At 74.6% G+C, this 25,940-nt stretch carries 16 protein-coding genes and 1 tRNA gene; 6 read left to right on the forward strand and 11 right to left on the reverse strand.

Going from position 1 to position 25,940, the window contains the following annotated elements:
- Positions 1-38 precede the first annotated feature (38 nt).
- Positions 39-434 (forward strand): VOC family protein, encoded by a 396-nt coding sequence (locus NFS20_RS04160; RefSeq protein WP_251150452.1) that lies wholly within the window; start codon positions 39-41, stop codon positions 432-434.
- Between the two features lie 3 nt (positions 435-437).
- Here the strand turns inward: NFS20_RS04160 and NFS20_RS04165 are convergent.
- Both NFS20_RS04165 and NFS20_RS04170 read right to left on the reverse strand, forming a co-directional pair.
- Positions 438-511, reverse strand: a tRNA-Leu gene (locus tag NFS20_RS04165).
- 148 nt (positions 512-659) lie between these two features.
- Entirely contained in the window at positions 660-2,156 is a 1,497-nt protein-coding gene (locus NFS20_RS04170) for an NAD(P)/FAD-dependent oxidoreductase (protein ID WP_251150453.1), read from the reverse strand.
- Positions 2,157-2,384: 228 nt separating this feature from the next.
- Between NFS20_RS04170 and NFS20_RS04175 the strand changes: the two genes are divergently transcribed.
- Positions 2,385-3,188, forward strand: coding sequence for a hypothetical protein (locus NFS20_RS04175; RefSeq protein ID WP_251150454.1), 804 nt, complete (start codon positions 2,385-2,387; stop codon positions 3,186-3,188).
- An 18-nt stretch (positions 3,189-3,206) separates the two neighbouring features.
- Here NFS20_RS04175 and NFS20_RS04180 read toward each other — a convergent pair whose 3' ends face one another.
- Complete coding sequence (locus NFS20_RS04180) at positions 3,207-4,136, reverse strand: Ppx/GppA phosphatase family protein (protein ID WP_251150607.1); 930 nt, start codon at positions 4,134-4,136, stop codon at positions 3,207-3,209.
- Positions 4,137-4,366: 230 nt separating this feature from the next.
- Here NFS20_RS04180 and NFS20_RS04185 point away from each other — a divergent pair, with 230 nt between their 5' ends.
- A complete protein-coding gene (locus NFS20_RS04185) occupies positions 4,367-6,520 on the forward strand; it encodes a SpoIIE family protein phosphatase (RefSeq protein WP_251150455.1) in 2,154 nt (717 codons plus the stop codon).
- Between the two features lie 74 nt (positions 6,521-6,594).
- On the opposite strand, the gene NFS20_RS04190 is transcribed toward NFS20_RS04185, so the two are convergent.
- The 5 genes from NFS20_RS04190 to NFS20_RS04210 all read right to left on the reverse strand — a co-directional run bounded on the left by NFS20_RS04190 (position 6,595) and on the right by NFS20_RS04210 (position 14,762).
- Positions 6,595-7,122 carry a DUF501 domain-containing protein gene (locus NFS20_RS04190; protein WP_353050414.1) on the reverse strand — a complete coding sequence of 176 codons (528 nt, stop codon included), beginning with the start codon at positions 7,120-7,122 and terminating at the stop codon, positions 6,595-6,597.
- A 96-nt stretch (positions 7,123-7,218) separates the two neighbouring features.
- On the reverse strand, positions 7,219-7,728 hold the full coding sequence (locus NFS20_RS04195; protein ID WP_251150456.1) for an FtsB family cell division protein: 510 nt from the start codon (positions 7,726-7,728) through the stop codon (positions 7,219-7,221).
- Positions 7,729-8,272: 544 nt separating this feature from the next.
- Positions 8,273-9,553: a phosphopyruvate hydratase gene (eno, locus tag NFS20_RS04200; protein WP_251150457.1), complete on the reverse strand. Its 1,281-nt coding sequence runs from the start codon at positions 9,551-9,553 to the stop codon at positions 8,273-8,275.
- A 256-nt stretch (positions 9,554-9,809) separates the two neighbouring features.
- A complete protein-coding gene (locus tag NFS20_RS04205; RefSeq protein WP_251150458.1) occupies positions 9,810-10,520 on the reverse strand; it encodes a nucleoside triphosphate pyrophosphohydrolase in 711 nt (236 codons plus the stop codon).
- Positions 10,521-10,670: 150 nt separating this feature from the next.
- The gene (locus NFS20_RS04210) at positions 10,671-14,762 is read right to left on the reverse strand and encodes an endo-1,4-beta-xylanase (RefSeq protein ID WP_251150459.1); all 4,092 of its coding nucleotides are present in this window, start codon (positions 14,760-14,762) and stop codon (positions 10,671-10,673) included.
- 233 nt (positions 14,763-14,995) lie between these two features.
- On the opposite strand from NFS20_RS04210, the gene NFS20_RS04215 reads away from it, so the two are divergent.
- The gene (locus NFS20_RS04215) at positions 14,996-15,214 is read left to right on the forward strand and encodes a PLD nuclease N-terminal domain-containing protein (protein ID WP_251150460.1); all 219 of its coding nucleotides are present in this window, start codon (positions 14,996-14,998) and stop codon (positions 15,212-15,214) included.
- Between the two features lie 71 nt (positions 15,215-15,285).
- Here the strand turns inward: NFS20_RS04215 and mfd are convergent, their stop codons facing one another.
- Positions 15,286-19,056, reverse strand: a complete 3,771-nt coding sequence (gene mfd, locus NFS20_RS04220; RefSeq protein ID WP_251150461.1) for a transcription-repair coupling factor — start codon at positions 19,054-19,056, stop codon at positions 15,286-15,288.
- A gap of 275 nt (positions 19,057-19,331) precedes the next feature.
- Between mfd and NFS20_RS04225 the strand changes: the two genes are divergently transcribed.
- Entirely contained in the window at positions 19,332-20,042 is a 711-nt protein-coding gene (locus NFS20_RS04225; protein ID WP_251150462.1) for a phosphatase PAP2 family protein, read from the forward strand.
- Here the strand turns inward: NFS20_RS04225 and NFS20_RS04230 are convergent.
- Complete coding sequence (locus tag NFS20_RS04230) at positions 20,023-21,267, reverse strand: glycosyltransferase family 4 protein (protein WP_251150463.1); 1,245 nt, start codon at positions 21,265-21,267, stop codon at positions 20,023-20,025. The two genes, NFS20_RS04225 and NFS20_RS04230, sit on opposite strands and share 20 nt — an antisense overlap.
- Before the next feature lie 170 nt (positions 21,268-21,437).
- Between NFS20_RS04230 and NFS20_RS04235 the strand changes: the two genes are divergently transcribed.
- The gene (locus tag NFS20_RS04235; RefSeq protein WP_251150464.1) at positions 21,438-22,520 is read left to right on the forward strand and encodes a glycosyltransferase family 4 protein; all 1,083 of its coding nucleotides are present in this window, start codon (positions 21,438-21,440) and stop codon (positions 22,518-22,520) included.
- A gap of 14 nt (positions 22,521-22,534) precedes the next feature.
- On the opposite strand, the gene NFS20_RS04240 is transcribed toward NFS20_RS04235, so the two are convergent.
- Positions 22,535-25,915, reverse strand: a complete 3,381-nt coding sequence (locus NFS20_RS04240) for a hypothetical protein (protein WP_251150465.1) — start codon at positions 25,913-25,915, stop codon at positions 22,535-22,537.
- Positions 25,916-25,940: the final 25 nt, after the last annotated feature.

The raw sequence follows: 25,940 nt of genomic DNA on the forward strand, positions 1-25,940 counted from the left end.
GTCGGGCGGGAGCGCCCCGCCGGGTCGACCATGGAGGCATGTTCCGGAGCCTCTTCCCGATCCTCACGGTGGCCGACGTCGAGCGGTCCCTCGGCTTCTACCGCGACCTCCTCCGGGGCACGGTGGCGTACGCGTTCCCCGACGACGGCCCGCCCGTGTACGTGAACGTGCACGTGGGCGTGTCCCCGCTGGGGATCGGCCTCGCCGACGAGGCGGACGTCCGCGGCGGCACGACGCTGTGGGTGTACGTCGACGACTGCGACCGTGCCGTCGAGCACCTGGCCGCCGCGGGCGTGACGGTCGTGGAGCCGCCGACGGACCAGCCCTGGGGCGAGCGCGTCGCGCGCGTGCAGGACCCGGACGGCAACCTCGTGGTCCTGGGCCAGGAGGCCGCGCCGCCCGCCGAGCCGGACGGACCGACGGGGCTCTCCTGAGCGTGCCCCCAGCGGGACTCGAACCCGCACTGCGCCGGGTTTAAGCCGGCCGCCTCTGCCAGTTGGGCTATGGGGGCGCGCCCCGAATCTACCGGGTGCTCGACGCGCCCGGTCAGGTCCGCGACGCGGGGCCTTCCCGACGCGCGACGAGGGGCGGGCCGCACGCGCGGCCCGCCCCTCGTCGTCGGGCAGGATGCCGACTCTCGCCGGGCGGTCGGGACCTGCTCAGGAGGCCTTGGCCGCCGGCGTCCTGTCGTCCGCGTCGATGGTCGCGTCCGACCCGCCGGCCTCGGCCGCGGCCGCCGAGCCCTGGGCGCTCTGCTTCACGGGCTCGCCGTCCTTCTTCGGCGGCACGGAGGCGGTGCGGAACTCGGCGCGCGGGTCGTGCAGCGAGCCGAGCGAGACGAGCTCGCGCCCCATGAGGAACTGCCCCATCCAGCCGATGAAGATGCGGATCTTGCGGTTGCCCGTCGGCATCGCCATGACGTGGTAGCTGCGGTGCATGAGCCACGCGAGCACGCCGCGGAGCTTGAAGACGCCGAACAGCTCCGCGACGCCCTTGTACAGGCCGAGCGACGCGACGGTGCCGACGTTCTTGTGGCGGTACTCGACCGGCGGCTCGCTGTGGAGCTCGAGCGCGAGGTTGTCCGCGAGGCGCGTCGCCTCACGGATCGCGTGCTGGGCGTTCGGGGGGCAGAACTTGCCCGGGTTCAGCACGTCCGGCACCGCGGCGCAGTCCCCCGCGGCCCACGCGTTCGGCACGACCTCGCCCTCGGCGTCCGCGACCTGCAGGGTCGGGAGGACCGTGACGCGCCCCATCTTGTCGACCGGCAGGTCCGAGGCCTCCTTGATGACCGGGTTCGCCTTGACGCCCGCGGTCCACACGATCGTGTCCGAGTCGAACTCGACGCCCGTCGACGTGACGACGTGGCCGTCGACGCACGAGGACAGGAACGTGCTGAGGTGGAACTCGATGCCGCGCTTCTTCAGCTCCTCGAGCGCGTAGCCCGCCATCGGCTCGCTCAGCTCGGGCAGGATGCGCCCGGCGCCCTCGATCATGACGAAGCGGAGGTCCTTCTCCTCGATCGTGGCGTAGTTGCGCGTCGCGTAGCGGGCCATGTCCTCGATCTCGGCCATCGCCTCGATCCCCGCGAACCCGCCGCCCACGAACGTGAAGGTCAGCATCCGGCGCCGCAGCGTCTCGTCCCACGTGGACGAGGCGACGTCCATGCGGTTGAGGACGTGGTTGCGGACGGCGATGGCCTCCTCGACGTTCTTGAAGCCGATCGCGTGCTCCGCGAGACCCGGGATGGGGAGCGTGCGCGAGACGGAGCCGAGGCCGACGATGAGGTGGTCGTAGGTGACCGAGTAGTCGTCGCCCTCCTCCGGGTGGATCGTCACGCGGCGGTTGCCGTGGTCGATCGCCACGACCTTGCCCTGGAGGACGTCCACGCCCTTGAGCGCGCGGCGGTGCGGCGCGACGACGTCGCGACCGTCGATCGACCCGGCGGCGGCCTCGGGGAGGAAGGGCGCGTAGGTCATGTACGGGCGCGGGTCGACGACGACGATCGCCGCCTCGCGGCGACCGAGCTTCTTGCGCAGGCGGCGCGCGGCGTACAGGCCCACGGATCCGCCGCCGAGCACGACGACGCGCGGCACCTTGCGGGGCCGCGGCGAAGCGGTCTGGGCACGGCTGACCGAGGTCAGGTCATTCTGAGGCATGGTTCCAGAGTATTACTGCTCCCGGGACGCGCGAGCCCGGGCGTCCGCCAGACGGGCGTGATCCCGCGCACGCCGGACCGCCCAGAGCGGTCGGAGCGGTCGAAATCGTGCGGAAGCCGACGTGCCGAACCCCGGGTTGCGCGCGCATCAGCCGGCTGATCGCGACCTGTCCCGGGGTTCGGCCGGCGCACCCTGCTGGTCGCCGGCCTCGGCGGGCATACTGCTGCGGTGCCGACCACCGACGCCCCGACGGAGCCCGAGCTGCTCCGGGCACGGCTCCGCACCCAGCGGCGCTTCCGCCTCACCGAGCTCCTGGTCGCCGCGCTGACGCTCGTCGTGATCCTGGCGATCCTGCTCGCCCTGCCCCCGGGTGCTGACGAGAGCACCGACGAGGTCACCGGCGCGATCGCCGCGATCATGGTCGTGATCGGCCTGCAGTGGGCGCTCATGCTCCGGCTGGGCTGGCGCGTGTACGACCGGCCGGCGAGCAGGAGGCTCCGGCGCAAGGCCCCGTTCCGAGGCTGGTGGGCCACCCCGTTCACCCCGCTCCTCGCCCTCGCGCTCGCGCTGCCGTGGGCCCTCGACGGCGTCCTCGGCACCAGGGAGACGCTGGCCGAGGACCTGTGGCTGCTCTTCCTCCTGTTCGTGATGGCCGCCGGACTCGGCCTGCTCGCGGTCCCCGCCGTGCTCGTGCCGGTCGAGATGCTGCTGCGCGGCGTCGTCAGGCTGGTCACGGCCCGCGGCCCCGCGGACCGGCAGGAAGGGACGAGCTACCTCTGGGGAGCCTTCGGCATCGCGGCGCTCACGACGTTCGTGCTGGTCGTCGGCGCCGGTGCGGACTTCGACACAGGCGGGCGCGCGGCCTGGGGCAGCGTCGTCCTGGCACTGCTCGGCGTCCCGCTCGGCTACGACGTCCGGAGCCCCGTCCTCCTGTGGGTCGGCCGGGTCGTGCTCTACGCGTTCCTCGCGTACGTGGTCGTCGAGATCGTCCGTCGGCGGCGCTCGTCCGGCAGGCCCGCCGCCGAGAAGTGACCTGCCGCCCCGACCGGGTCAGGCGATCGACCAGGCGATGCCGTCGAGGATGTCGTGCTCGCTCGTCACGACGTCGGTGAGCTCGCCACCCGCTGCGGCGACGTCGTCGCGCACCCGCGCCACGACCTCCGACCAGACGAGCGCCCCTGCGCCGATGACGTCGACGCGCCCCGGGTGCATGAACCCGAGCGCGGCGCGGTCGGCGCGCGAACGGTGCAGCAGGTCGTCGCAGGCGGCGAGGACCTGCTCGACGGACAGGACGGCGCCGTCGATCCGGTCGCGGTCGTAGGCCGCGAGGCGCAGCGCGTGCGCGGTCACGGTGGTGACGGACCCGGCGAGCCCGACGAGCGTCGCGGCCCGGCCGAGCGGCACGACGCGGGCCGCCTCGTCGAGCGCCGCCCGGACGTCGGCACGAGCGGCAGCCTCCTCGGCGGGCGTCGGCGGGTCGCTGCGCAGGTGCCGCTCGGTGAGGCGGACGCAGCCGACGTCCATCGAGTACGCGGCGTCGGGCGTCGACGTGCCCAGCACGAGCTCCGTCGACCCGCCGCCGAGGTCCACGACCACGTACGGTCCCGGGCGCAGGCCCGCGACGGTCGACGTCGCGCCCCGGAACGACAGCGCCGCCTCCTCCTCGCCCGACACCACCTCCGGCTCGACGCCGAGCGCGTCGAGGACGCCCTGCACGAACTCGTCGCGGTTCTCGGCGTCGCGCGTGGCAGACGTCGCGACGAACCGCGTCCGCGTCGCGCCCAGCTCGGCGACGACCGCGGCGTAGCGGCGTGCGGCGTCGAGCGTCCGCTCGAGGGCCTCGGGGGCGAGCCGCCCCGTGCGGTCCACGCCCTGCCCGAGGCGGACGACCTCCATGCGGCGGTCGAGGTCGGTCAGGGTGCCCGCGACGGGGTCGACGTCGGCGACGAGGAGGCGGATCGAGTTGGTGCCGCAGTCGATCGCGGCGACCCGAGACGCGCCCGGCGCGGGAGGGGTGGGGACCGAGGCGACGCGCTGCGCGGCGGGAGCAGGGTGGAACCGGATGTCATGCGCCCAGCCTGCCACCCCGCGCCCCCCGCACGCGCCCCGGCCACTGGTCGACCGCGACCACGAACGAGGGCGAACGTCGTCCCCGCAGGGCATGATGTGCGCTGCGACGCCACACGGCGCCCACGAGGCACGGAGGAACCATGCACGATCCCGGGGGCCCGGCGCCCGCACACCGGGCGGGGCGGTCGCGAGCCACGACGGACGGTGTCGACCATGCCGACGTCGACCGGCCGGCGCTGCTCGCGGCGGCCGCCCGGGCGGCGGGGCTCGGGACGTTCCAGTGGGACCTCGTCACGGGCGCGCTGCGCTGGGACGCGGCGCTGCTCGACGTCTTCGGGTACGACGAGCAGACCTTCGGCGGCACGATCGACGCCTTCAACGCCCGGGTGCACCCGGACGACGTCCGCCCGGTCACGGCCGCGCTCGACCGGGCGATCGCCACGTGCGGCGTGTACGAGGCGGAGTTCCGGGTGGTGCGACCGGACGGCACGACGCGCTGGCTGACCGCCCGTGGCCGGGCGCTCGCCGGACCGTCGGGTGCCGCCGAGCAGGTCGTCGGCGTCACGACCGACACGACGGCGCTGCGTGCGGGCGAGGAGCGGGTCCAGCAGATCCTCGAGGACATGACGGTCGGCTACTACTGGCTCGACCCCGAGTGGCGCTTCGGCTACGTCAACGCCGAGGCGGAACGGATCCTCGGCAGCCCGCGCGAGCACCTGCTCGGAGGGGTGGTGTGGGACCTCTTCCCCGCGGCGTCGGGCTCGACGTTCGGGGACGGCTACCGCGAGGTCGCGCGGACCGGGGTGCCGGTCGTCTTCGACGCCTACTACCCGGCGCCCCTCGACGGCTGGTACGAGGTCCGCGCCGTCCCGGAGCGCGGCGGGGTCGCGGCGTACTTCACGGAGATCACGGAGCGTCGTCGTGCGCTCGAGCTCGCCGAGCGAGCACAGGCACGTTCAGCGCTCCTCGCCGCGGTCGCCGCCGACCTCGCCGAGACCCTCGACCCCGTCAAGGCCCTGGAGGCGGTGCTTCCCCATCTCGTGCCCGGCGTCGCCGACTTCGCCATCGCGAGCACCCTCGACGAGGGCCCGGCGCCGTGGAAGCAGCGGCTCCACGACGTGGCGGCGCTGCACGCCGACCCTGCCGCGCAGCCCGTCCTCGACCGGTACCGCGCGATCCGCGTCCCCGCCCTCTCCCCGTCGTCGCTCATCGCGGAGACGCTCGCCGGCGCGCCGCACGCGCTCCGGTCCGGGACACCGCGCCCCGGAGACCTCGTCGAGGAGGGTCCCGCGCACGACCTGCTCGTGAGCCTCGCGCCGCACGCGTTCGTCGTCATGCCGCTGCGCGGGCGCGGGCACGTGCGTGGGCTGATCACGCTCGTGCGAGGAGCCGAGCGCGGCGACTTCACCCAGCCGGACCTCGCCGCGCTGCGCGACGTCATGGCGCAGATCGGCCTCGCGCTCGACAACGCCCACCTCCACGCGGTCCAGCGCGACCTGGCCGAGGAGCTCCAGCGCAGCCTGCTCACGCCGCTGCCCGAGCCCGACCACCTGCACCTCGTCGCCCGCTACGCGCCGGCGACCTCCGGGGCGCAGATCGGCGGCGACTGGTACGACGCGTTCCTCGTGCGCGACGGCAGCACGTGCCTCGTCATCGGCGACGTCACCGGCCACGACCTCCGGGCTGCGGTCTCGATGGCCCAGGTGCGCAACCTGCTGCGGGGCGGCGCGCACGCCGTCATCGAGCCGCCGGCCGCGATCCTCGCGTCGCTCGACTGGGCGATGCACGACCTGGCCGTCGGGACGATCAGCACCGGCATCCTCGCCAGGGTCGAGCAGCCGGAGGATCTCGAGGAGCGGGACCTCCGGAGGCTGCGCTGGTCGAGCGCCGGCCACCTGCCACCGCTCCTCATCCACCCGGACGGGACGGCCGAGCTGCTGCACCGGCGGGCGGACCTGCCGCTCGGCGTGCGGGTGCACACCGACCGCCAGGACCACACCCAGCTGATCCGTCCCGGGTCGACCGTCCTGCTCTACACGGACGGTCTCGTCGAACGCCGCGGAGAGTCGCTCCTGGTCGGCCTCGAGCGCCTGCGCAGCGCCGCGGAGAGCCTCGGGGGCCTGACCCTCGACGAGCTGTGCGACGGCCTCATCGCGGACCTCGCGCCCACGCGCGAGGACGACATCGCGCTGCTCGCGCTGCGAGCGTTCACGGCAGAGGCCCCGCGACCGCCCGAGGCCGGCCCCGAGGTGCTCCCCGAGGACCTCGTCGGCTCGCCCCGCCCCGACGCCTGACGTCAGGCGCTGCGGCGACCGTCCGTCGTGCCGCGCCCAGGCCGCCCCACCCGGACGGCTCGCCGGGGCACCGCTCAGCAGGTGCAGCGGTCGGGGCGCCAGACGTCACGCACGCGCAAGAGCGCCTCGTCGCCGAGCGGGTTGACGCCCGGGCCTGCCGCGAGCGCGTGCCCGACGAGCACGTGCAGGCACTTCACGCGCGTCGGCATGCCGCCCGCGGAGATCCCGTCGATCTCGTCGACGTGCCCCAGCGCCTCGCGCTGCCCGAGGTAGTGCTCGTGGGCTCCTCGGTAGGCCGCGGCGAGCTCGTCGTCCTCCGTGAGACGGTCCGACATCTCCTTCATCACGCCGTTCGCCTCGAGGGTCGACGCCGCGGCGACCGCTCCCGGGTGCGTCAGGTAGAACGTCGTGGGGAACGGCGTGCCGTTCTCGAGCCGGGGCGCCGTCCGCACGACGAGCGGGCGCCCGCACACGCACCGCGCCGCGATGCCCACGACGCCGCGCGGGGGGCGGCCGAGCTGCTCGGCCAGCACCTCGAGGTCGTGCGGCGTCACCGCGGCGGCGGGGTCGTCTACGGGGATGGCCAGTCGGGCGTCGGTCACGGCAGGTCCTCGGGAAGGCGTCGGGTCAGGGCGTCGTGGGCTCGTGCCCGACGGCGCGCGGCCGGCTCCGGCCGCGGCGTCACCGGTGGCGACGCCTCACCCATTCTCCCCGGTCGTCGCACCCTGCTCGTCCGTGGCCGGCGGACCCGTCTCCCCGACCGGCGCCTCGTCGGGCTCGGCAGCGCCACCGCCGCCCCCGGCGTCGTCCTGCCCGGGCGTCGACTGCTCGCCCGCGACCTGCACCGACTCCCACATCGCCTGGTACCACGGCGTCCCGTCACGGCTCTCCACGGGCCCGTCGGGGATCGCCTGGCCCGTCTGCGGGTCGATGCCGTCGGGGACGGACTCCGGGTCCAGCACGCGCCAGGGCCGCTCTCCCGGCATGACGTAGTTGAGCCGGTCGCGCGCCTCCCGCTCGACGTACGCGTCGTCGCCCCAGCGCTCCAGCTCCGCCTCGAGCCCGTCGTGCTGCGCCTGCGCGTCGACGAGGTCGCTGCGCAGCACGCGCAGCTCGTTCGTCTGGGTCACGTACGCGCGCACGGTCGGCAGCAGGAGCACGACCGCGAGCAGCCCGACGACCGACAGCACGAGGGCCCGGACGGTCACGACCTCCGGGAGGAGGAAGCCGTGCCGGCTCCGCCGCCGGTCCTCCGGTGCCGGACCCGCCGGGCGACGCGCGGCGGCCGGGCGCGCCGCCGGACGACGCGCCGACGCGCTCGTCCCGGCGCCTGCACGGGCCGCGGACCCCGCACTCTTCGCGGAGGAGCCGCCGTCGGGCCTCGCCGAGGACGTGGCCGAGGCCTTCGACGAGCCCGTCCGTGATCCCGAGGCGGGGCGCGCGGAGGCTCGGGGACGCGCGGACGCACCGGGGCGCGGAGGGCGACGCGAGGACGGCATGCCCCGATTGTGCCGCCGTCCCGCGTCCCGAGGGGTCAGTACGCGCGGGGCCGCCCGAACGTGAGCGGGTCGACACGGTCCCTTCACCCGGTGCGCGCACCGTCGGGTGCCGTCAGGGACGGCGTCGCGACGACGGAGCGCTCCCGACGACGCGGAGGCCCGGCGGACCGTGACGGTCCGCCGGGCCTCGGCGTGCGGTGCGGACGCTCGTCCGCCGCGGTCGGGCCTGGTCAGCCCGACCGGCGCGGGTGGGTCAGGCCGACCAGCGCGGGAACGCGGAGCGCCCGGCGTAGCGCGCGGCGTCGTCCAGGGCCTCCTCGATGCGCAGGAGCTGGTTGTACTTGTTGATGCGCTCGCCGCGGGCGGGCGCACCGGTCTTGATCTGGCCGGCGTTCGTCGCGACGGACAGGTCGGCGATCGTCGTGTCCTCGGTCTCGCCCGAGCGGTGCGACGTCATGGCCGTGAAGCCGTTGCGCTGCGCGAGCTCGACGGCGTCGAGCGTCTCGGTGAGCGTGCCGATCTGGTTGAGCTTGACCAGGAGCGAGTTCGCGGCCTTGAGCTCGATGCCCTTGGCGAGGCGCTCGGGGTTCGTGACGAACAGGTCGTCGCCGACGATCTGCACGCGGTCGCCGACCTCGGCCACGAGCTGCGACCACGAGTCCCACTCGTCCTCGGACAGCGGGTCCTCGATGGACACGAGCGGGTAGTCGCGCACGAGCTGCTCGTAGTAGGTGATCATCTCGGCCGGCGTCTTCGCGCCGCCCTCGAACCGGTACGCGCCGTCCGTGAAGAACTCGGTCGCGGCGACGTCGAGCGCGAGCGTCACGTCGGTGCCGGGCGTGAAGCCGGCCTTCTCGATCGCGACGAGGATGAGGTCGAGCGCCTCGCGGTTGTTCGCGAGGTTCGGCGCGAAGCCGCCCTCGTCGCCGAGGCCCGTCGCGAGGCCCTTCTCCTTGAGCACGGACTTCAGCGCGTGGTAGACCTCGGCGCCGGTGCGCAGCGCCTCGCGGAACGACGACGCGCCGATCGGGGCGACCATGAACTCCTGGATGTCGACGTTCGAGTCCGCGTGCGACCCGCCGTTGAGGATGTTCATCATCGGGACGGGCAGGACGTGCGCGTTCGGGCCGCCGACGTAGCGGTACAGGTCCAGGCCGGCGCTCTTCGCAGCGGCCTTCGCGACCGCGAGCGAGACGCCGAGGATCGCGTTGGCGCCCAGCTTGCCCTTGTTGGGCGTGCCGTCGAGGTCGATGAGCGCGGCGTCGATGAGACGCTGGTCCTCGGCCTCGAAGCCGATGAGCTCGGGGGCGATGTCGTCGATGACGGCGTTCACGGCGCCCTCGACGCCCTTGCCCAGGTAGCGGGACTTGTCGCCGTCACGACGCTCGACGGCCTCGAACGCACCGGTCGACGCGCCCGACGGCACGCCGGCGCGGGCGAACGTCCCGTCGTCCAGGACGACCTCGACCTCGACGGTCGGGTTCCCGCGGGAGTCGAGGATCTCGCGCGCTCCAACGGCTTCGATGCTGGCCACAGGTGCTCCTTCAGGCAGGGGGCGCGCAGGCGCTCCGACGGCGGCCGACCCGGGCAGGAAGAACCCGGGGCGCCGCGTGCGCCCGCGACGGTGGTGGGGGTTTACGACCCCAGCCTAGTGCCCGGATGTGACCCGCGCCGCTCCGTCCGCCCTTCGAGCGCGCGGTCGTGACCTCGGCCGGTCGCGCCGGGACCAAGGTCCCCACGGGCTCGGGCGACGCCTGCCGGTGAGGGTCGCGGCGATCGGGACGCGGCGGTCAGGCGGGCGGCGTCCCGGCCGACGCCGTCGTCTCGGCGGCGGTGATCGCACCCTCGACCCGGCGCAGCTCCGCACGCAGCGCCGCCTCGGCGTCGATGCCGTCCGCCTCGGCCTGCACGACGAGGGCGAGCAGCTCGCGCCCGAGCCGCTCCGGCGCCGTCGGGCCGGGGACCGGTGCCGCGAGCGCCGACTCCGCCACCCCGCCGAGCCCGCCGCGCCGGGTCCGCGAGAGGACCTTCTGCGCCCGGGCGAGCGCGCCCTGCGTGTGGGAGACGCCCTCGAGCACCGACGAGCGCTGCTTCTCGGCCTTCTTGATCGCGTCCCACTGGGCGTGGAGGTCGGTCGTCGTGGCGGCGTCGGCGCCCTCGGCGAACACGTGCGGGTGCCGGCGGACGAGCTTGGCGACGAGGTCGGCGGCGACGTCGTCGACCGTGAACGGGTCCGGCTCCTCGCTCGCGATACGGGCGTGGAACAGGACCTGCAGGAGCAGGTCGCCGAGCTCCTCGCGCATGCCCGCCCGGTCACCGGTCTCGATCGCCTCGGCGAGCTCGTGCGCCTCCTCGAGCAGGTAGTGGACGAGCGACGCGTGCGTCTGCTCGCGGTCCCACGGGCACCCGCCGGGCGAGTACAGGCGGTCCATCACGGCGACGGCGGCGCGCAGCCCGTCGGTCGTCGGTGCGGTGACGGGCTCGGGGGCGGGGGCGCTCATCGCCCCATCGTAGGGAGGGCAGCGGCCCGCGCGGTGCCGCTCTCTGCTCGCCCTCTGCTCGCCGAGCACGTCCTGCCGACCGCCGACCGTGCGGCCGTGGCCCGTCCAGCCGTCCGGACGAGCCACGACCACACGGTCGGCGTGGGACGGTCAGGCGCAGGACGTCCCGTCGTACGACGTGTCGAGCGCGCGGGTCTCCTGCTCGCCTCCGACGTCACCCGTGACCGTCACCGTGGCCGTGCCCGCCGGGACCGACGTCGCCCGGACGGCGAACGACTGGTAGACGGTCTTCCCGGGCGCGACGGCGGTGGACGTCCTCGTCCCGTAGGGCGTCGCGAGCGACACGTCGAGCGGGACGTGGGCGCCGTTCGTCGCGCGGACCGCGACGTACGCCTTCCCCGCGAGGCAGCGGGCCTGCACCTCGACCGTGACCGGCAGCTCGGGCTCGGCCACCCCCACGAGCTGCGCCACGCCCCACCGGGCCGTCGACTGGTAGCCCGTGCCCGACGGGTCCGCCCAGTTGCGGATCGCCGTGCGCGCGCCGTCGGCGGCGTCGTTGACCTGGACGTCGAGGCCGTGGAACGACCCCTCGCCGCCGTTCTCGAGGAGGCTGATCGCCACCTCGACGACGTACCCGTCCGCGGTCCGCTCGACCGCGCTCGTCACGCGTCCGCGCTGGAACGCCTCGTCGCCCGTGCCGAACGACACCGCGTTCGCCGCGCTGATGCGCAGCTGCATGTCGTCGTACCGGTAGGCCCCGTTCTTCGCGTTCCCCGCGTCGACGTAGATCTCCACGGAGTCCTGGACCCACGGGTCGGAGCCCGAGACGTCCACGACCGGGTCGGCGACCTCGGCGAGCACGTACAGGGTCTGGTCCTTCCACAGCGTGCGCACCGTCGCGACGGCGCCCCCGCTGCCCTGCACCTCCTTCGCCGTGGTCACGGGCCCGCCCGCGGTGTCCCACGCCGCGTCGACCGCGCCGTCGACGTCCGGCGCCACCGGAGCCTGCGCCACCTCGAGGAACGACAGCGGCTCGAGCAGGCGCAGCGTGCCGGTCGCGCCGGTCGTGTTCCACCCGGTGGTCGTGGCGCCGTCGGTGACACGCACGTCGAGCGCGAGCGTGTCGCCCTCCGCCGCGGCGTCGAGCGGGAGGTGCGCGACCACGTCGTACCCGCCCTCGCGCTCGGTGACGACCGCGCTGGTGCCGGCCGTCGTCGTGCCGTCGCGGCCCACGACGTGCTCCGCGCCGTCGAGGTCGAACGTCACGGCGTCGCCTGCGTCCGTCGGGTCGGCCGGGTCAGCGGGGTCGTCGATGCTCGCGAACGCGGTGAGGTGGTCAGGCGCCCAGCGGAGCTGGAACGCCGCCTCGCCGGCCGGGACGGCGAACCGGTGCAGCGGGAGCTGCCGCCACACGATCGCCGAGGTCGCGCCGTCGTCGAGCGGGACGTCGCCCGCGAAGACGTCGGCCGTGCGCAGCCGGGCGGGCAGGTCGCCGTCGACGACCCCGTGGTAGGCGGGCTTCGCCTTCAGGGAGTCGTCGAAGACGAGCGGTGCGCCGCTGCTCGCGCGCCAGCTGCGCCCGTCGGTCAGCCCCCACACCGTGACCGAGTACAGGTCGTCGGCGTGCTCGCGGAAGACCCGGAACGCGTCGCGGTAGTAGTACCCCTGCTCCACGAGACCCGCCTGGGTCACCGGCGTGCCGGTCGTCACGTCGAGCTCGGTGACGGCCTGCGTGACGGGCAGGTCGGCGAACCGGTCGATCGCGCCCTCGAGCGCCGAGACGGGCATGGCGAGGCTCACGTGGAACTGGTGCCCCACGCCGTCGACGGGCACGCCGCGCGCCAGGAGGCGGTCGACGAGCGCGCGGTAGCGGTCCTGCTTGCCGCCCTGCTCGGTGTTGTAGTCGTTGATGAACAGGGTCACCGGGCGCTCGGCCGCACCGCTGGCGGGGTCCGCCGCGTAGACGTCGTTGAACGCCTCGTCGGCGTACTCGAACGCGAGGTCGAGGTACTCCTCGCCGAGGACCCGGAACCACTCGGAGCGGCGCAGGCCGTCCGGGTTCTCCCCACCGTCGGACACGACCTCGTTGACGACGTCGAACGCCGTCACCGGGTTGCCGCCGCCGAACGCGCCGTACTCCTGGGCGAGCCAGCCCGCGACGTCGAAGACGTGCGTGCGCAGACGGTCTCGCAGGACCTGCTTGTCCGCCTCGGACGTCGTGAGCGGCGAGCCGTCCGCACCTTCGAAGAACCACGCCGGTGTCTGGCTGTGCCACACGAGCACGTGCCCGTACACCCGCAGGTCGTGCTCGGCCGCGAAGTCCATGAGCTCGACCGCCTCGGGGTGGGGTCGGAAGGTGCCCTCGGCGTCGTACCAGGCCTCGGGCTTCATGTGGTTCTCGGCCGTGACCTGGTCGAAGTGGCGCAGGAGCAGCTCGGACGCGGCACCGGCGGTCTCGCGCGAGTCGATCGCGACACCGACCGGCATGTCCAGGGTCTCCTTGATGCCGGTCAGGTCCTCGACGGCGGGAGGTGCGGCCGTGCGCAGGACGACGTCGTCGACGAGCAGGTCGCTCGTGTTGTCGCCGTTGTAGTCCGTCTCGAGGTAGAGGAGAGCGGAGTCCGCGTCAGCCCCCTGGAACGACGCCGTGACCTGCGTCCAGCCGCTGTTCGTGATCCCCGAGAGCTGCGCGAGGGTCGAGTACGACGTGGCGCCCCCGACCGTGCGCGCGATGCTCAGCCAGACGTCGTCGGCGGGCTGACCGTCCGCGAAGCGGACCCAGGCGCTCAGCTCGTACGTCGTGCCCGCGGCGAGGAGACCGGTCACGTCGTGGCCGATCCCGTCACCCTGGCCGTCGCGGTCCGTGACGACCGCCGCCTGCGTGCCGTCGTGCGCCACGGTCGTGAGGCCGAGCGTCGGCGTCGTGGCGTCGCCCGCGCGTGGGACCCACCCGTCGAGGCCGTCCTCGAAGTCGGTCTCGACGAGGGCCTGCCCGGTGGGCGCAGGCGTGCCCTGCGGGAACGGGAACGTCCACCCGTCGGCGAGCCGCTCGGTCACCACGGTCTTGACCGCTGCGAGCGTGCCGGACCGGTCGCCGCCGCCGTCGTGCGCGAGGACGACCTCGCCGGGCTTCATGGCCGCGCGCAGGTTCGCGGTGAGCGTCGCGACGTCCTGCGTCTCCCAGTCCGCGATGGTGTTCGTGACCGCGAGCGGCTGCATCCCCAGCGCGACCGCGACGGCGGGCGTTCCGCCCCACGAGCCGTTCGGCGCGCGGAAGAAGGGCACGGGGTACGTGGGGTCGTCGAGCGCGGTGCGGATGATCCGGAGGTTCTCGACGAGGTCGGCCCGGACCTGGTCGGCGGTCCACGCACCCATGTCCGCGTAGCCCGTCGAGTGGTTGCACAGGACGTGACCGTCGTCGACGATGCGGCGCAGGATCTCCGCGCCGCCCGGCGCCTCGACGTTCTGGCCGATCACGCAGAACACAGCGTGGAGGTCGTGCTCGGCGAGGAAGTCCAGCAGGGCGGGCGTCGTGCCCGGGTTCGGGCCGTCGTCGAACGTCAGGGCGGCGACGTCGCCCGTGCCCTGCGCGAGCCGCACGGGCGTCGTCACGGGGTTCACCGCTCCGCCGGGGACGGCGTCGCCCGGGTCGACGGCGTCGCGCGCCGTCACCAGGACGTCGTCGACGAGGAACGACGGGTGCGCGCCGGCGATCGGTGCCGCCTCGACGTAGAGCGTCGCGGCCGTCAGCGCGTCGGGCATCGTGTACGCGCCGCCGATGCGGACCCAGCCGTCGGCGGTCGTCGCGACGGAGCCGCCCACCCACGTGTAGGCGTCACCGGCGGCGCTCGTCTCCTGCACCGTGAAGTGCAGTCCGGAGGACCCCTCGGCGCCGGCCGGCAGCTTGACCCAGGCTTCGACGTCGTAGGTCGCGCCGGGCTCGAAGAGCGTCGCGACCGACGTCGCGGGACCGTTCCACTCCCCGGTGCGGCCCGTGACGTGCAGGCTGCTCGCGCCGCCGTGCGCCTCGGTGCCCGTGAGCGAGAGGGTGACCGGGCCGCGTGGCCCCCACGGTGCGGCCGAGCCTTCAAAATCGTTCTCCAGAACGATGTCGATATCGTTATCGACTTGCGCAGACGTCTCCCCCGCCGGATCTTCGACACCCATCGCGCCACCCGCTCCCCCGCCCACGACGAGGGCCGCAGCCACTCCCGCCGCGACGGTCCTCCAGGTCCTTCGCATCATCGCTCCCTTGCGATCGCTCAACCGGGCGCGCCGGTGCGCCCGCTCTCACCCTAGGGGTGGGGGCGCCGGCAGGACAACGGTTGAACAAATCCTGGCGACGATCGCGGCCGCAGGGCCGGAGCAGCGCCGCACCGCACCTCGGGACCACGGACCCGTGCATCCCTGGACCGCAAGGCCTAGCGTCGAAGAGAGGGCCGGCATCGGCCGCCCCACGACGAGAGGACAGGAACATGGGCACGCACCGTCGCTGGGCCGACCTCAGCAGAGGTCAGCAGGTCGCCGTCGGCGTCGTCGGGGCCGTCCAGGTCACGCTGACGGCCGCCGCCTACCGCGACCTCGCGAAGCGCCCCGCAGACCAGGTCAACGGGACGAAGCTCGCGTGGGGCATCGCCCTGCTCGTCAACTGGGTCGGCCCGATCGCGTACTTCCTCGACGGCCGCAAGGGCTGACACCGGCTCGCGACGCCGGCTGCGCGCCGACGCCGACCGCGCGTGCCGACCCCGGCTGCGCTGTGCCGACCTCAGCCGCGGGCGGCCGTCCCCACCGTCGCCGCCGCGCTGACCTCGCCGAGGACGACCGCGTCGATGAGCTGGCGCGCCCACTGGAGCACCTCGGTGCCGCGCAGCGGACGACCGCCGATGCGTGCCGTCGTCGGGTACGGCACGAGGAACGCGCGGATCGCGGGCTTGAGCATGGTGCCCGGGTAGAGGCGCTTGAGGCGCAGCTGCGCCGACTCCGGCAGGTCCACGGGGGCGAACCGGATGAACTTGCCCTGCGCGGTGACGTCCGTGAGCCCGGCCCGGCGCGCGTGGTTGCGGAAGTCCGCGACGTCGAACAGCGCGGACGCGACGTCCGGGAGCGCTCCGTACCGGTCGACGAGCTCGGCGCGGACCTCGGCGAGCTGCGGCGCGTCGGTCGCGGCGGCGATCTTCTTGTACGCCTCGAGGCGCAGGCGCTCGGTCGCGATGTACGACTCGGGCAGGTGCGCGTCGACCGGGAGCTCGATCGAGACCTCCGGCTGCTCCTCCGGACCGTCGCCCCGGAAGTTCGCGACGGCCTCGCCGACCATCCGCACGTACAGGTCGAACCCGACGCCCGCGATGTGCCCGGACTGCTCCCCGCCGAGCAGGTTGCCCGCGCCGCGGATCTCGAGGTCCTTCATCGCGACCTGCATGCCCGCCCCGAGGTCGGTGTGGGCGGCGATCGTCGCGAGGCGGTCGTGCGCCGTCTCCGTGAGCGGCCGCTCCGGCGGGTAGAGGAAGTAGGCGTACGCGCGCTCGCGCCCGCGGCCCACGCGCCCGCGGAGCTGGTGCAGCTGCGACAGCCCCAGCATGTCGGCGCGCTCGAGGATGAGCGTGTTGGCGTTGGAGATGTCCAGGCCGGTCTCGATGATCGTCGTGCAGACGAGGACGTCGAGCTCCTTCTCCCAGAACGCCCGGATCACCTGGTCGAGCTGGTGCTCGTTCATCTTGCCGTGCGCGACGCCCACGCGGGCCTCGGGGACCAGCTCCCGCAGGCGCGCCGCCTGCCTCTCGATGGTCTCCACCTTGTTGTGCACGTAGAAGACCTGTCCCTCGCGCAGGAGCTCGCGCCGCAGCGCGGCGGCGATCTGCTTCTCCTCGTACGCGCCGACGTACGTGAGCACCGGGTGGCGCTCCTCGGGCGGCGTCGCGAGCGTCGACATCTCGCGGATGCCCGTGACCGCCATCTCGAGCGTGCGCGGGATGGGGGTCGCGGACATCGCGAGCACGTCGACGTTCGTGCGCAGCTGCTTGAGCGTCTCCTTGTGCTCGACGCCGAACCGCTGCTCCTCGTCGATGATCACGAGGCCGAGGTCCTTGAACCGGATGTTGCCCGTGATGAGGCGGTGGGTGCCGATGACCACGTCGACCTTCCCCAGCCGCAGGCCCTCGATCGTCTCCTCCGACTCCTTGGCCGTCTGGAAGCGCGACAGCGCCTTGACGGTGACGGGGAAGCCCGCGTACCGCTCGGAGAACGTCTCGAAGTGCTGCTGCACGAGCAGCGTCGTCGGCACGAGCACCGCGACCTGCTTGCCGTCCTGGACCGCCTTGAACGCGGCGCGGATCGCGATCTCCGTCTTGCCGTAGCCGACGTCGCCGCACACCAGGCGGTCCATGGGGACCGTCTTCTCCATGTCGGACTTGACCTCGTCGATCGTCGCGAGCTGGTCCGGCGTCTCGACGTACGCGAAGGCGTCCTCGAGCTCGCGCTGCCACGGCGTGTCCGCACCGAACGCGTGCCCCTGCGTCGCCATGCGGGCCGAGTACAGCCGGATGAGCTCGCTGGCGATCTCGCGGACGTGCTTGCGCGCGCGCGACTTGGTCTTCGCCCAGTCCGCACCGCCCATCTTGTTGACGCTCGGCGACTCGCCACCGGTGTACTTCGTCACCTGGTCGAGCTGGTCCATCGGCACGAAGAGCCGGTCCCCCGGCTGCCCACGCTTGCTGCTCGCGTACTCGATCACCAGGTACTCGCGCGTCGCCGCGTTGCCCCCCGTGCCGAGCGTGCGCTGCACGAGCTCGACGAAGCGCCCCACGCCGTGCTGCTCGTGGACCACGAAGTCGCCCGCCTTGAGCTGCAGCGGGTCGACGACGTTGCGCCGCCGGCTCGGCATCTTGCGCATGTCGCGCGTGCTCGACCCGGCACGGCCCGTGAGGTCGGACTCCGAGAACACCGCGAGCCGCAGCTCCGGGACGACGAAGCCCTTCCCCACCATCGCCGGTGTGACGAGGACGATGCCGCCCTCGGGCTCGTCGTCGAGGCGCGACACGAGCCGCGCCGGGGTGTCCGCCGCGCCGAGCTGCTCGACCATGCGCTTCGCGGGGCCGTGGCCCTCCGTCGTGAGGACGAGGCGCCAGCCGGCGTGCTGGAGCCCGCGGATGTCGTCGAGCGCGCGCGCCACGTCGCCGCGGTACGACTCCACGTCGCGCGCGCCGATCGTGAACGTCGGCACGCCGTGGGCGCTCTCCCCCACGCGCGGGCCCGTCGTGCCCGACGCCGCGCGGTCACCGCCCGCACCCGGCCCGCCCGCTGCGGGCGGGGCCGTCGGGTCGAGCGCCTCGTCCAGGTCCGGGTTGTCGAGCGCGAACGACGACAGCGTCCACCAGCCCAGGCCGCGGCGCTGCGCGACGGCCCGGACGTCGGAGAACGTCGCGAACGACGCCGAGGAGAGGTCGAGCGGCGTCTTGCCCCCCGCGACCGCGCCGGTCCACGCCGCGGCGAGGAACTCCTCGGTCGTCGCCACGAGGTCGTGGGCGCGCCGACGCACGCGCTCGGCGTCGTCGAGGACGAGCAGCGCGTCGTCCGGGACGAGCTCGAGGACCGGGACCATGCGGTCCACCAGGACGGGCGCGAGCGACTCCATGCCCTCGACGGCGATGCCCGCGGCCAGCCTGTCGAGCATCTCCGTCGCGCCCGGCAGCTCCTCGACCAGCGCCGCGGCGCGCGCGCGGACCGCGTCCGTGAGGAGGATCTCGCGGCACGGCGGCGCCCACAGCCCGTGCTCCGCGATCTCGAGGCTGCGCTGGTCGGCGACCGCGAACCAGCGGATCTCGGAGACCTCGTCGCCCCAGAACTCGACGCGCAGCGGGTGGTCCTCCGTCGGCGGGAAGACGTCGAGGATGCCGCCGCGCACCGCGAACTCGCCGCGTCGCTCGACCATGTCCACCCGCGAGTAGGCCGCCGCGACGAGGCGCTCGGCGGTCTCCGTCATGTCGGCGGAGTCACCCGGGTGGAGAGCGACCGGCACGAGGTCCCCGAGCCCGTCCACGACGGGCTGCAGGAGCGCACGGACCGGCATGACGAGCACCCGCACAGGACCTGACGGTCCGATCTCCACGTCCGGGTGCGCGAGCCGTCGGAACACCGCGATCCGCTTCGCGACCGTGTCCGCGCGGGGGCTGAGCCGCTCGTGCGGCAGGGTCTCCCAGCTCGGAAGGACCGCGACGAGGTCCGCCAGGTCGTCCGGGAGGTACGCGCGCACGCTCGCGGCGAGCTCGTCCGCGTCGCGTCCCGTCGCCGTCACCACGACGAGCGGCCGCGACCCCGCCGTCCACTCGCCCGCGCCCGACGCCGCCGCAGCGGCCCGCGCCGCCACGTCGCCGTCCGGCACCGGCCCGGTCGCCCGGGCGCCGGCCATCGCGGCGAGCAGCGGGGGCCGGACACCGGCCGGGCCGACGACGTCCGCCTCGCCCCGCGCGCGCACGTGCTCGACGGCGGCCGCCGCGGCAGGGTCGGCGAGCAACGTCGGCAGGATGCCGGTGAGGTTCATGCGTTCGGTTCCTTCCGAGGACGGCGGTCGGCCCGCGGCGTCGGGCGAGGAGTCACGGGGCGCGTCGGTCGAGGGGGCAGCATGAACGGCCCGGACCGTGCGGCTCGTGGAGGCCGGGTCCGGGCTGGTCCTGCAGCGCCGACCAGCCTACGCCGGAGTACCGACACCGGCAGCGACCCGCTGCCCACGGCAGCACGCGCCGCGCCGCGACTTTCACCCGCCGGAGCTCGTGTGCACCCGTGACACCGCCCGCACTCCTCCGCCATGCTCGACGGGTGCCCTCCTCCTCGGACCGGCCCGACGGTGCGCCCGCACCGGCGCGGCGCCGGCCTCCCGCGCAGGCCGTGATGCTCCTGCTGATCCTGGGCGCCTTCGTCGTGCTCTGGGCGGCCTCCCACCTCACCGCCGCCGGCCAGCAGGCGGACGCGGGCGCCTTCCGTACGCTCGCCCCGCTCCACGACTCCGGCGCGGACGTCGCGGGCGCCCTGCGGCGCGGGCTGCCCGTGGCGTGCGCAGCCGTCGCCGCGGTGCTCGGCGTGGTGGCCCTCGTGCGCCGGGCCTGGCGCGACCTCGCCGGCGCGCTGCTCGTCACCGTCGCCACCGTCGGTGTCGCGGTCGGGCTGCGCGAGCTCCTCGTGCGCCCCGACCTCGGCGGCTACGGGTACGCGCACCAGACGTTCCCGAGCGGGCACGTCGCCGTCGTGGGAGGGCTGTGCGTCGCGATCTGGATCCTCTGGCCGTCACCGGCGACGCGCCCGGTGGCGGGGTGGGCGGGTCTCGCCGTGACGGGCCTGTCCGCGCTCGCGTCGGTCGTGACGTACGCGCACCGCCCGAGCGACGTCGTCGGGTCGCTCCTCGTCGCTGCCGCGGCCACGGTGGCGGTGTCCTGGGCGTTCGACGTCCCGCGGCGCACGCTCGCCAGGCCGGCGCGCGACCCCCGGGCGACGGGCACGCCGTCGGACGGCGTCAGCGCGCCGGCACCCTGACCGCCCGTGCGTAGAGGTCCTCGTAGCGGTCGACGACCCGTTCCCACGTGAAGTCCTCGACCCGGGACCGGCCCGCCGCGCCGATCCGTGCGGCCGCCGCCGGGTCGTCGAGCAGACCCAGGACCGCGCCCGCCAGCGCCCGCGTGTCCTGCGGGTCCACGAGCACCCCGTCCACCCCGTCGGTGACGATCTCCGGAGGGCCGCCGCGCGTCGTGGCCACCAGGGGACGTCCGGAGCGCCAGGCCTCGAGCACGACGAGCGGTGCCGCGTCCGCCCGGCTGGGCACCACGACCACGGCGGCCTCGGCCATCCGGGCCGCCACCTCCGGCGGGTCGAGCCGGCCCGGGAGGTCGACGCGGTCCTCGAGCCCGGCTGCGACGACGCGGCGGCGCAGCGCCGCCGCCTCGCTGCCGTCCCCCACGACGACGAGCCGCGCGCGGTCGCGCAGGGCGGACGACGCGAAGGCGTCGACGAGCAGGTCGAAGCCCTTGACGTGCTCGATCCGGCCGACGGCGACGACCACGGGTTCGCGTGCGGTCGGACCGGGCACGGAGGTCGTCGGGGGCAGGGGCCGGACACCGACCTCCAGGTCGTGCTCGGCCAGGTCGTGCTCGGCCAGGTCGGGCCCGGCCAGGTCGGGCCCGGCGGACGGCGTCCCCACGGAGAGGTCGACGCCGTTGGGCACGACCACGGCGTCGGGCGCCCCGAACCGTGTCAGGTCGTCGGCCACCACGCGCGAGCACCCCGTGACGGCGGCCGCCACGCCGACCGAGCGTTCGAGCGCCGCGCGCAGCAGGCGCGAGTGGTCGAACACGGCATGGTCGTCCGCGAACGTCTCGCCGTGCGAGCTCACGACGAGCGGGGTCCGGGTCAGCGTCCGCAGCCCGAGCGCGTAGGCGCCGTTGGGCCCGAAGCACTGCACGTGCAGGACGTCCGGCCGGAAGGCCCGGTAGGCCTTCGCCCACGCGATCGCCGCGGCCGGTGCGGCCAGCGCGAACCGCGCGACGTCGCCCGCCCGGCGCGACGGCTGGGGGGTCGGCAGGTACCGCACGAGGACGTCGTCGACGAGCCGGGGTCCGAGGTGCTCGCCGCGGTCGACCGTCCAGACCTCGACCGGCGTCCCGCGCTCGGCGAGGACGCGCGCGACGTGCCGCACGTGCGACTCCACGCCACCCGTGTAGGGGTCGAACGAGCTCGCGACGAGGGCTACGCGCCGCTCCGTCATCCGTCCCTCACCGTCTCGCGGAAGGTCCCGCGCTCGCCCGACGATCACCCGCTCATCACCCGCTCGCGCAGGTCCGTGGGGGTACCGACGCCACTAGAGTGGGCAATCCTACCGACCGCGCCTTCCGCTCCGAGCAGGCCGGACGGCACGTCCCGAGGGAGAACCGCCCGATGCCGCAGCTCGTCGTCGCGACCGTCGCGGTCGAGGTCCCCATGGGCGCCCAGGTCTACCAGGAGGAGGTCGCGGCACGCGCCGCCACCGCCCTCACGAGCGACGCCGACGGCACGACCGGCCCCGAGGCCTGGAGCGTCGACCGCGCCGTCTTCCGGTCGTTGCGCTCGCCGCTCGCCGGCACGCACCGGCTCCCGCTCGGCCGTCTCGCCGGCGCCGGCGCGGGCGTGCGCCGGGCGGTCGGCCGCGCGGTGTACCCGCGCGGCGCCGTCGTGCACCGGGTCGGTCTCGACCTCCCCCCGCACCCCACGCGCGACGTCGTGGCCGTGCAGGACGTCGTGTCGTGGCGCTACGACGACGAGTCCGCCCCGGTGCGGGCCGCCGCCGAGGAGGTCCGTCGTGCGGCCGCGGTCGTGACCGTCTCGGAGTTCAGCGCCGACGAGGCGGCCGAGGTCCTCGGGCTCTCGGAGCGGCCCGTCGTCGCGTACAACGGGGTCGACCCCGTGCACTTCGACGCCACGCCGCTGCCGCGCGAGCGTCTCGCCGCGCTCGGCGTGGAGGGCCCGTACGTGCTGCACGCCGGCGGGGCCTCGCGGCGCAAGAACCTCGACGAGCTGGCGGTCGCGTGGCGCGCGGTGCGTTCCGCGCGTCCGGACCTCACGCTCGTGATGTCCGGGCCCCCGCACCCGCGCCGCACGTCCCTCTTCGCCGACCTGCCCGGGACCCGGCTCGTCGGGCGCCTCCCCGCCGACCTGATGCCGGGGCTCGTGGCGGGGGCCGCGGCGGTCGTGGTGCCGTCGCTCTACGAGGGGTTCGGCCTTCCCGCCCTGGAGGCCATGGCCTCGGGCGTCCCGGTCGTCGCCGCCCGCACGAGCTCGCTGCCCGAGGTCGTGGGCGACGGCGGCGTGCTCGTCGAGCCCGACGGCGCGAGCATCGCCGAGGGGCTGCTGTGGGTCACCACCGACGACCCGGCGGTCGCGTCGACGGTCGAGCGCGGCAGGGCCCGCGCCGCCACGTTCACGTGGGAGCGCAGCGCGGCCCGGCACGCCGCGGTCTGGCGCGCGGTCGCCGAGCGCGGCTGACCCCCGGGCCGCCCTCATGCCGTGGGCTCCCACGCACGGATCGCGCTGATGGTCGCGATCCACTCGCTCTCCGTCGCGAGCGGGATGAAGTCCGGGTGCAGGCCGCCCACGATCCCCGTGTAGTTCGCGGCCAGCACCGGCACGTCGCGCTCCGTCGTCATCGGGAGCGACACCCGCACCGCGGTGGCCTCGACCGGCTCGAAGGAGAACAGCGCCACGCGGTCGAGGAACTGGTCGGTCTGCTGCGCGACGTCGTGCCACGTCCCGTCGGTCGCCCGGACCGAGACGGTGTAGTCGCGCAGGCCGGACGTGCAGCACCGGATCCCGGCGGTCGCGACCGCGACCCGGTCGATCGTGCGGGGGCCGTCGGTGGCGACCTCGACGGCCGGTGCCTCGTCGACCGACCCGTCCGCGAGCCGGCCCGAGCGCCAGGGCTCGCGCACCGCGAACGTCCCCGACGTGACGACCTCCGGGTCCCCGGCGTCCTCGTGCGTCGACGTGGCCGTGACGGGGCGGCCCTCGAGGACGTCGTCGCCGAACGTCTCGACCGGCGCGACCTCGAGCCCTGCGCCCGCGGGGGCGACGAGCAGGACGGGCGCACCGTTCACCGGGATCTCGACGCCCTCCGCGGGGATCTCGAGGCCGCGCTCGGCACCGTACGCGTCGCGCGCCGTCACCGTGACCGGACCTCCGGACGCGGAGAGCCGCACGGAGGTCGACAGGTCCTCGGACCACACCGCGAGGAGCTCCGCCCCGGCGTACGTCGCGCCGGTGCCGTCCGCACGCACGGCGTGCACTCCCGGGGCTCCGGTCCCGACCGCCCCGGGCGGCCCGAAGCCCTCGAGGAACGGCGCGCTCGCCGCGAACGCCGCGCCGGCGGGCTTGACGTACTGCCCGTACTGCAGGAGGGACCACGAGTTCCCGGCCTCCCCGAACCCGCCCTCGGAGAAGAAGTACGTCCACTCGTCGACGCCCTCGACGCCGTACCAGAGCAGCTTGCGCACGACGTCGGACCCGCCCGCCCAGAAGTTCGCGACGCCGTCGGACCACCACCCCGTCTCCGTGTCCCACACGGGGACGTCGCCGCACGGGGCGATCGCCGCGCGCAGCTCGTCGAGCTCGGCACCGTCCTCGGAGAAGCCCTCTTCCTCCCACGACCGGTTGAACCCGGTGTACGGGTGGATCCCGACGACGTCGAGCGAGTCGCAGCCACCGGCCGCGACGAGGTCGGCCCACCACTCCGGCTCGACGCCGAGCGTGTTGCCCCCCACGACCACGACGTCGCGGGACGCCGCGCGCGCGCCCGCGGCGAACGGCGCACCCACCTGCTCCTCGTACGCCGCGGCGTCGTCGAAGCCGGTGTTGTTCGGCTCGTTCCAGGGCTGCCAGTGCCGGATCTGCGGCGCGCGGTCGAGCATCTCCGCGACGATCAGCCGCGCCCAGCCCTCCCACGTGCCCGCCTCGACCGCGGCCTGCTCGGCCTCCCCGCCCGACCCGAGCTGCAGGGTGAGGATCACACCCGTCTCGTCCGCGAGCTGCGCCGCAGCGGCGAGCTCGGCGAACGGGTCGACGTCGGCCTGCTCCTCGCCCTCCTCGTCGTCGGACTCGAAGGCGGCCTTCGGCAGCGAGTCCCAGACCAGCTCGTCGGCGTCCGGCTCGGCGGTCGGGTCGGGCACGATCGCACCGAAGTCGAGCTGCGTGCGGTGGCTGCCCACGCCGAGCTGGTCCGCGAGCTGCACGCCGCGCAGCGGACCGGCGCCGCCCCAGTCGGCGCCGTCCGCGAGCGCCGCGGGGTCGAGGTCGCTGCCTGCCGCGGCGACCGTGTAGCGCAGGCACGTGCCCGACACGGCCTCGCCGGTGGCGACGTCCACGAGCGCGGCGTCGACCTCGTACACCCCGGGGCGGGTCGTGGGGAGCTCGAGCGGGACGTCGGCACCGTCCGCGGGCAGCTCGACGACGGTCTCCTCGCCCACGACCGGGTCCCACACGCGCGGGTCCCCGCGCACCTGGTACCGCAGCCGGTAGGCACCCGCGTGCGCGGCCCACGCGTCGTCGAACGCCGCGACGACGCGCGGCTCGGTCCCGTCGGGGAAGACGCCGTAGGGCGCGTCGACGAGCAGGCCGGCACCGAGGCCGAGGCCGCCGAAGAGCTCCTCGTTGGCGGCGTTGTACTTCACGGGGGCGCCGAGCTGGTAGGCCATGCGGTCCGCGGTGATCTCCGTGACCGAGAAGCCCCCGTCCTCGCCGTGCGTGAGGACGTAGTAGGGCGCGGCGCCGTCCGTCCCGTCGCGCAGGACGGGCGTGCGCTCCCACAGCGCGAACGGCTGCTCGAGGTCCTTGTGCGTGTCGGGCCAGACACCGCGGAAGACGCCGTCGCTCCCCCACCAGCGGAAGCCCAGGTTCTCCTGCGCCGCGAGGAGACCGTCGCCGCTCTCGCCGGTGGACGGACCCGTCGTCGTGCCGGTCGCGTCGTCGACCCACGGCACGCGCGGCACGCCGAACGGGCGACCGCGCTCCCACGAGGCCCCGAGGGCCACGGCACCCTCGTCGCCGTCAGGGCCGACCGACCGCAGGTCTCGCGACCGCCGCTCTCCGTCACGCTCGTCCGACTCCACGAGGGCGGTGCCGTCGGGGAGCTGGGCGAGCACGTCTCCCTCGAACGGCACGGTGCCGACGAGCTCGCCGTCGGCGGAGACCTCGTGCAGCACCTCGCCGGCCTCCTGCACACCGACGACGGTCCGGCCGTCGACCGTCCAGCGCACCGTGCCGTAGAGGTCGAGGAGGTCCCCCGCCGTGTGCTCTCCCTCGGGGATCGCCGCCGACCAGGTCGTCGAGCCGTCGGGCGCGACCTTGAGGAGGTCGCGCCGGTGCATGAGCGTGTCGAGGAGGTAGACGCTCCCGTCGGGGTCCACCTCGAACGACCCGGTCGTGAAGGTCTCGCTCGCGCCGTCCCAGTCGAGCTCGACCGGCGTCGTCGCGACGAGGTCGCCCGTCGCGAGGACGTAGCGCGACACGGTGTACGTCGCCTCGCGGTCCCACTCGAGCACGTACGCCGAGCCGTCGAGCACGCGGAAGGTCACGAGCTCGCCGTCGTCGAGCGTGACGACGTCGTCCACGACGGTCCGGACACCGCCGGGGTCCTCGGCGCCGGCACCGTCGTCCGTGACCTGGTCGAGCCGCGGGAACCCGCACAGCGGCAGCGCACCCTGCTGCGTGACCGGCGCGGTCGCCGGCACCTCCGGCGTGGCGAGGACAGGGGTCGTACCCGACGCCGGTCCCGTGCCGCTGCCCATCACGACGGCGGTGACGATCCCGACCGCCGCGGCGACGAGACCGCTCATCGCGGTGACGTCGGCTCGGCGTGGTGCCGTCTCGACCTGCTCGTCGTCGCTCATCCACGCCCTCGCCCTCGGGAGGCCC

This window comes from Cellulosimicrobium sp. Marseille-Q4280 (genome assembly GCF_943181405.1).
Classification (GTDB): domain Bacteria; phylum Actinomycetota; class Actinomycetes; order Actinomycetales; family Cellulomonadaceae; genus Cellulosimicrobium.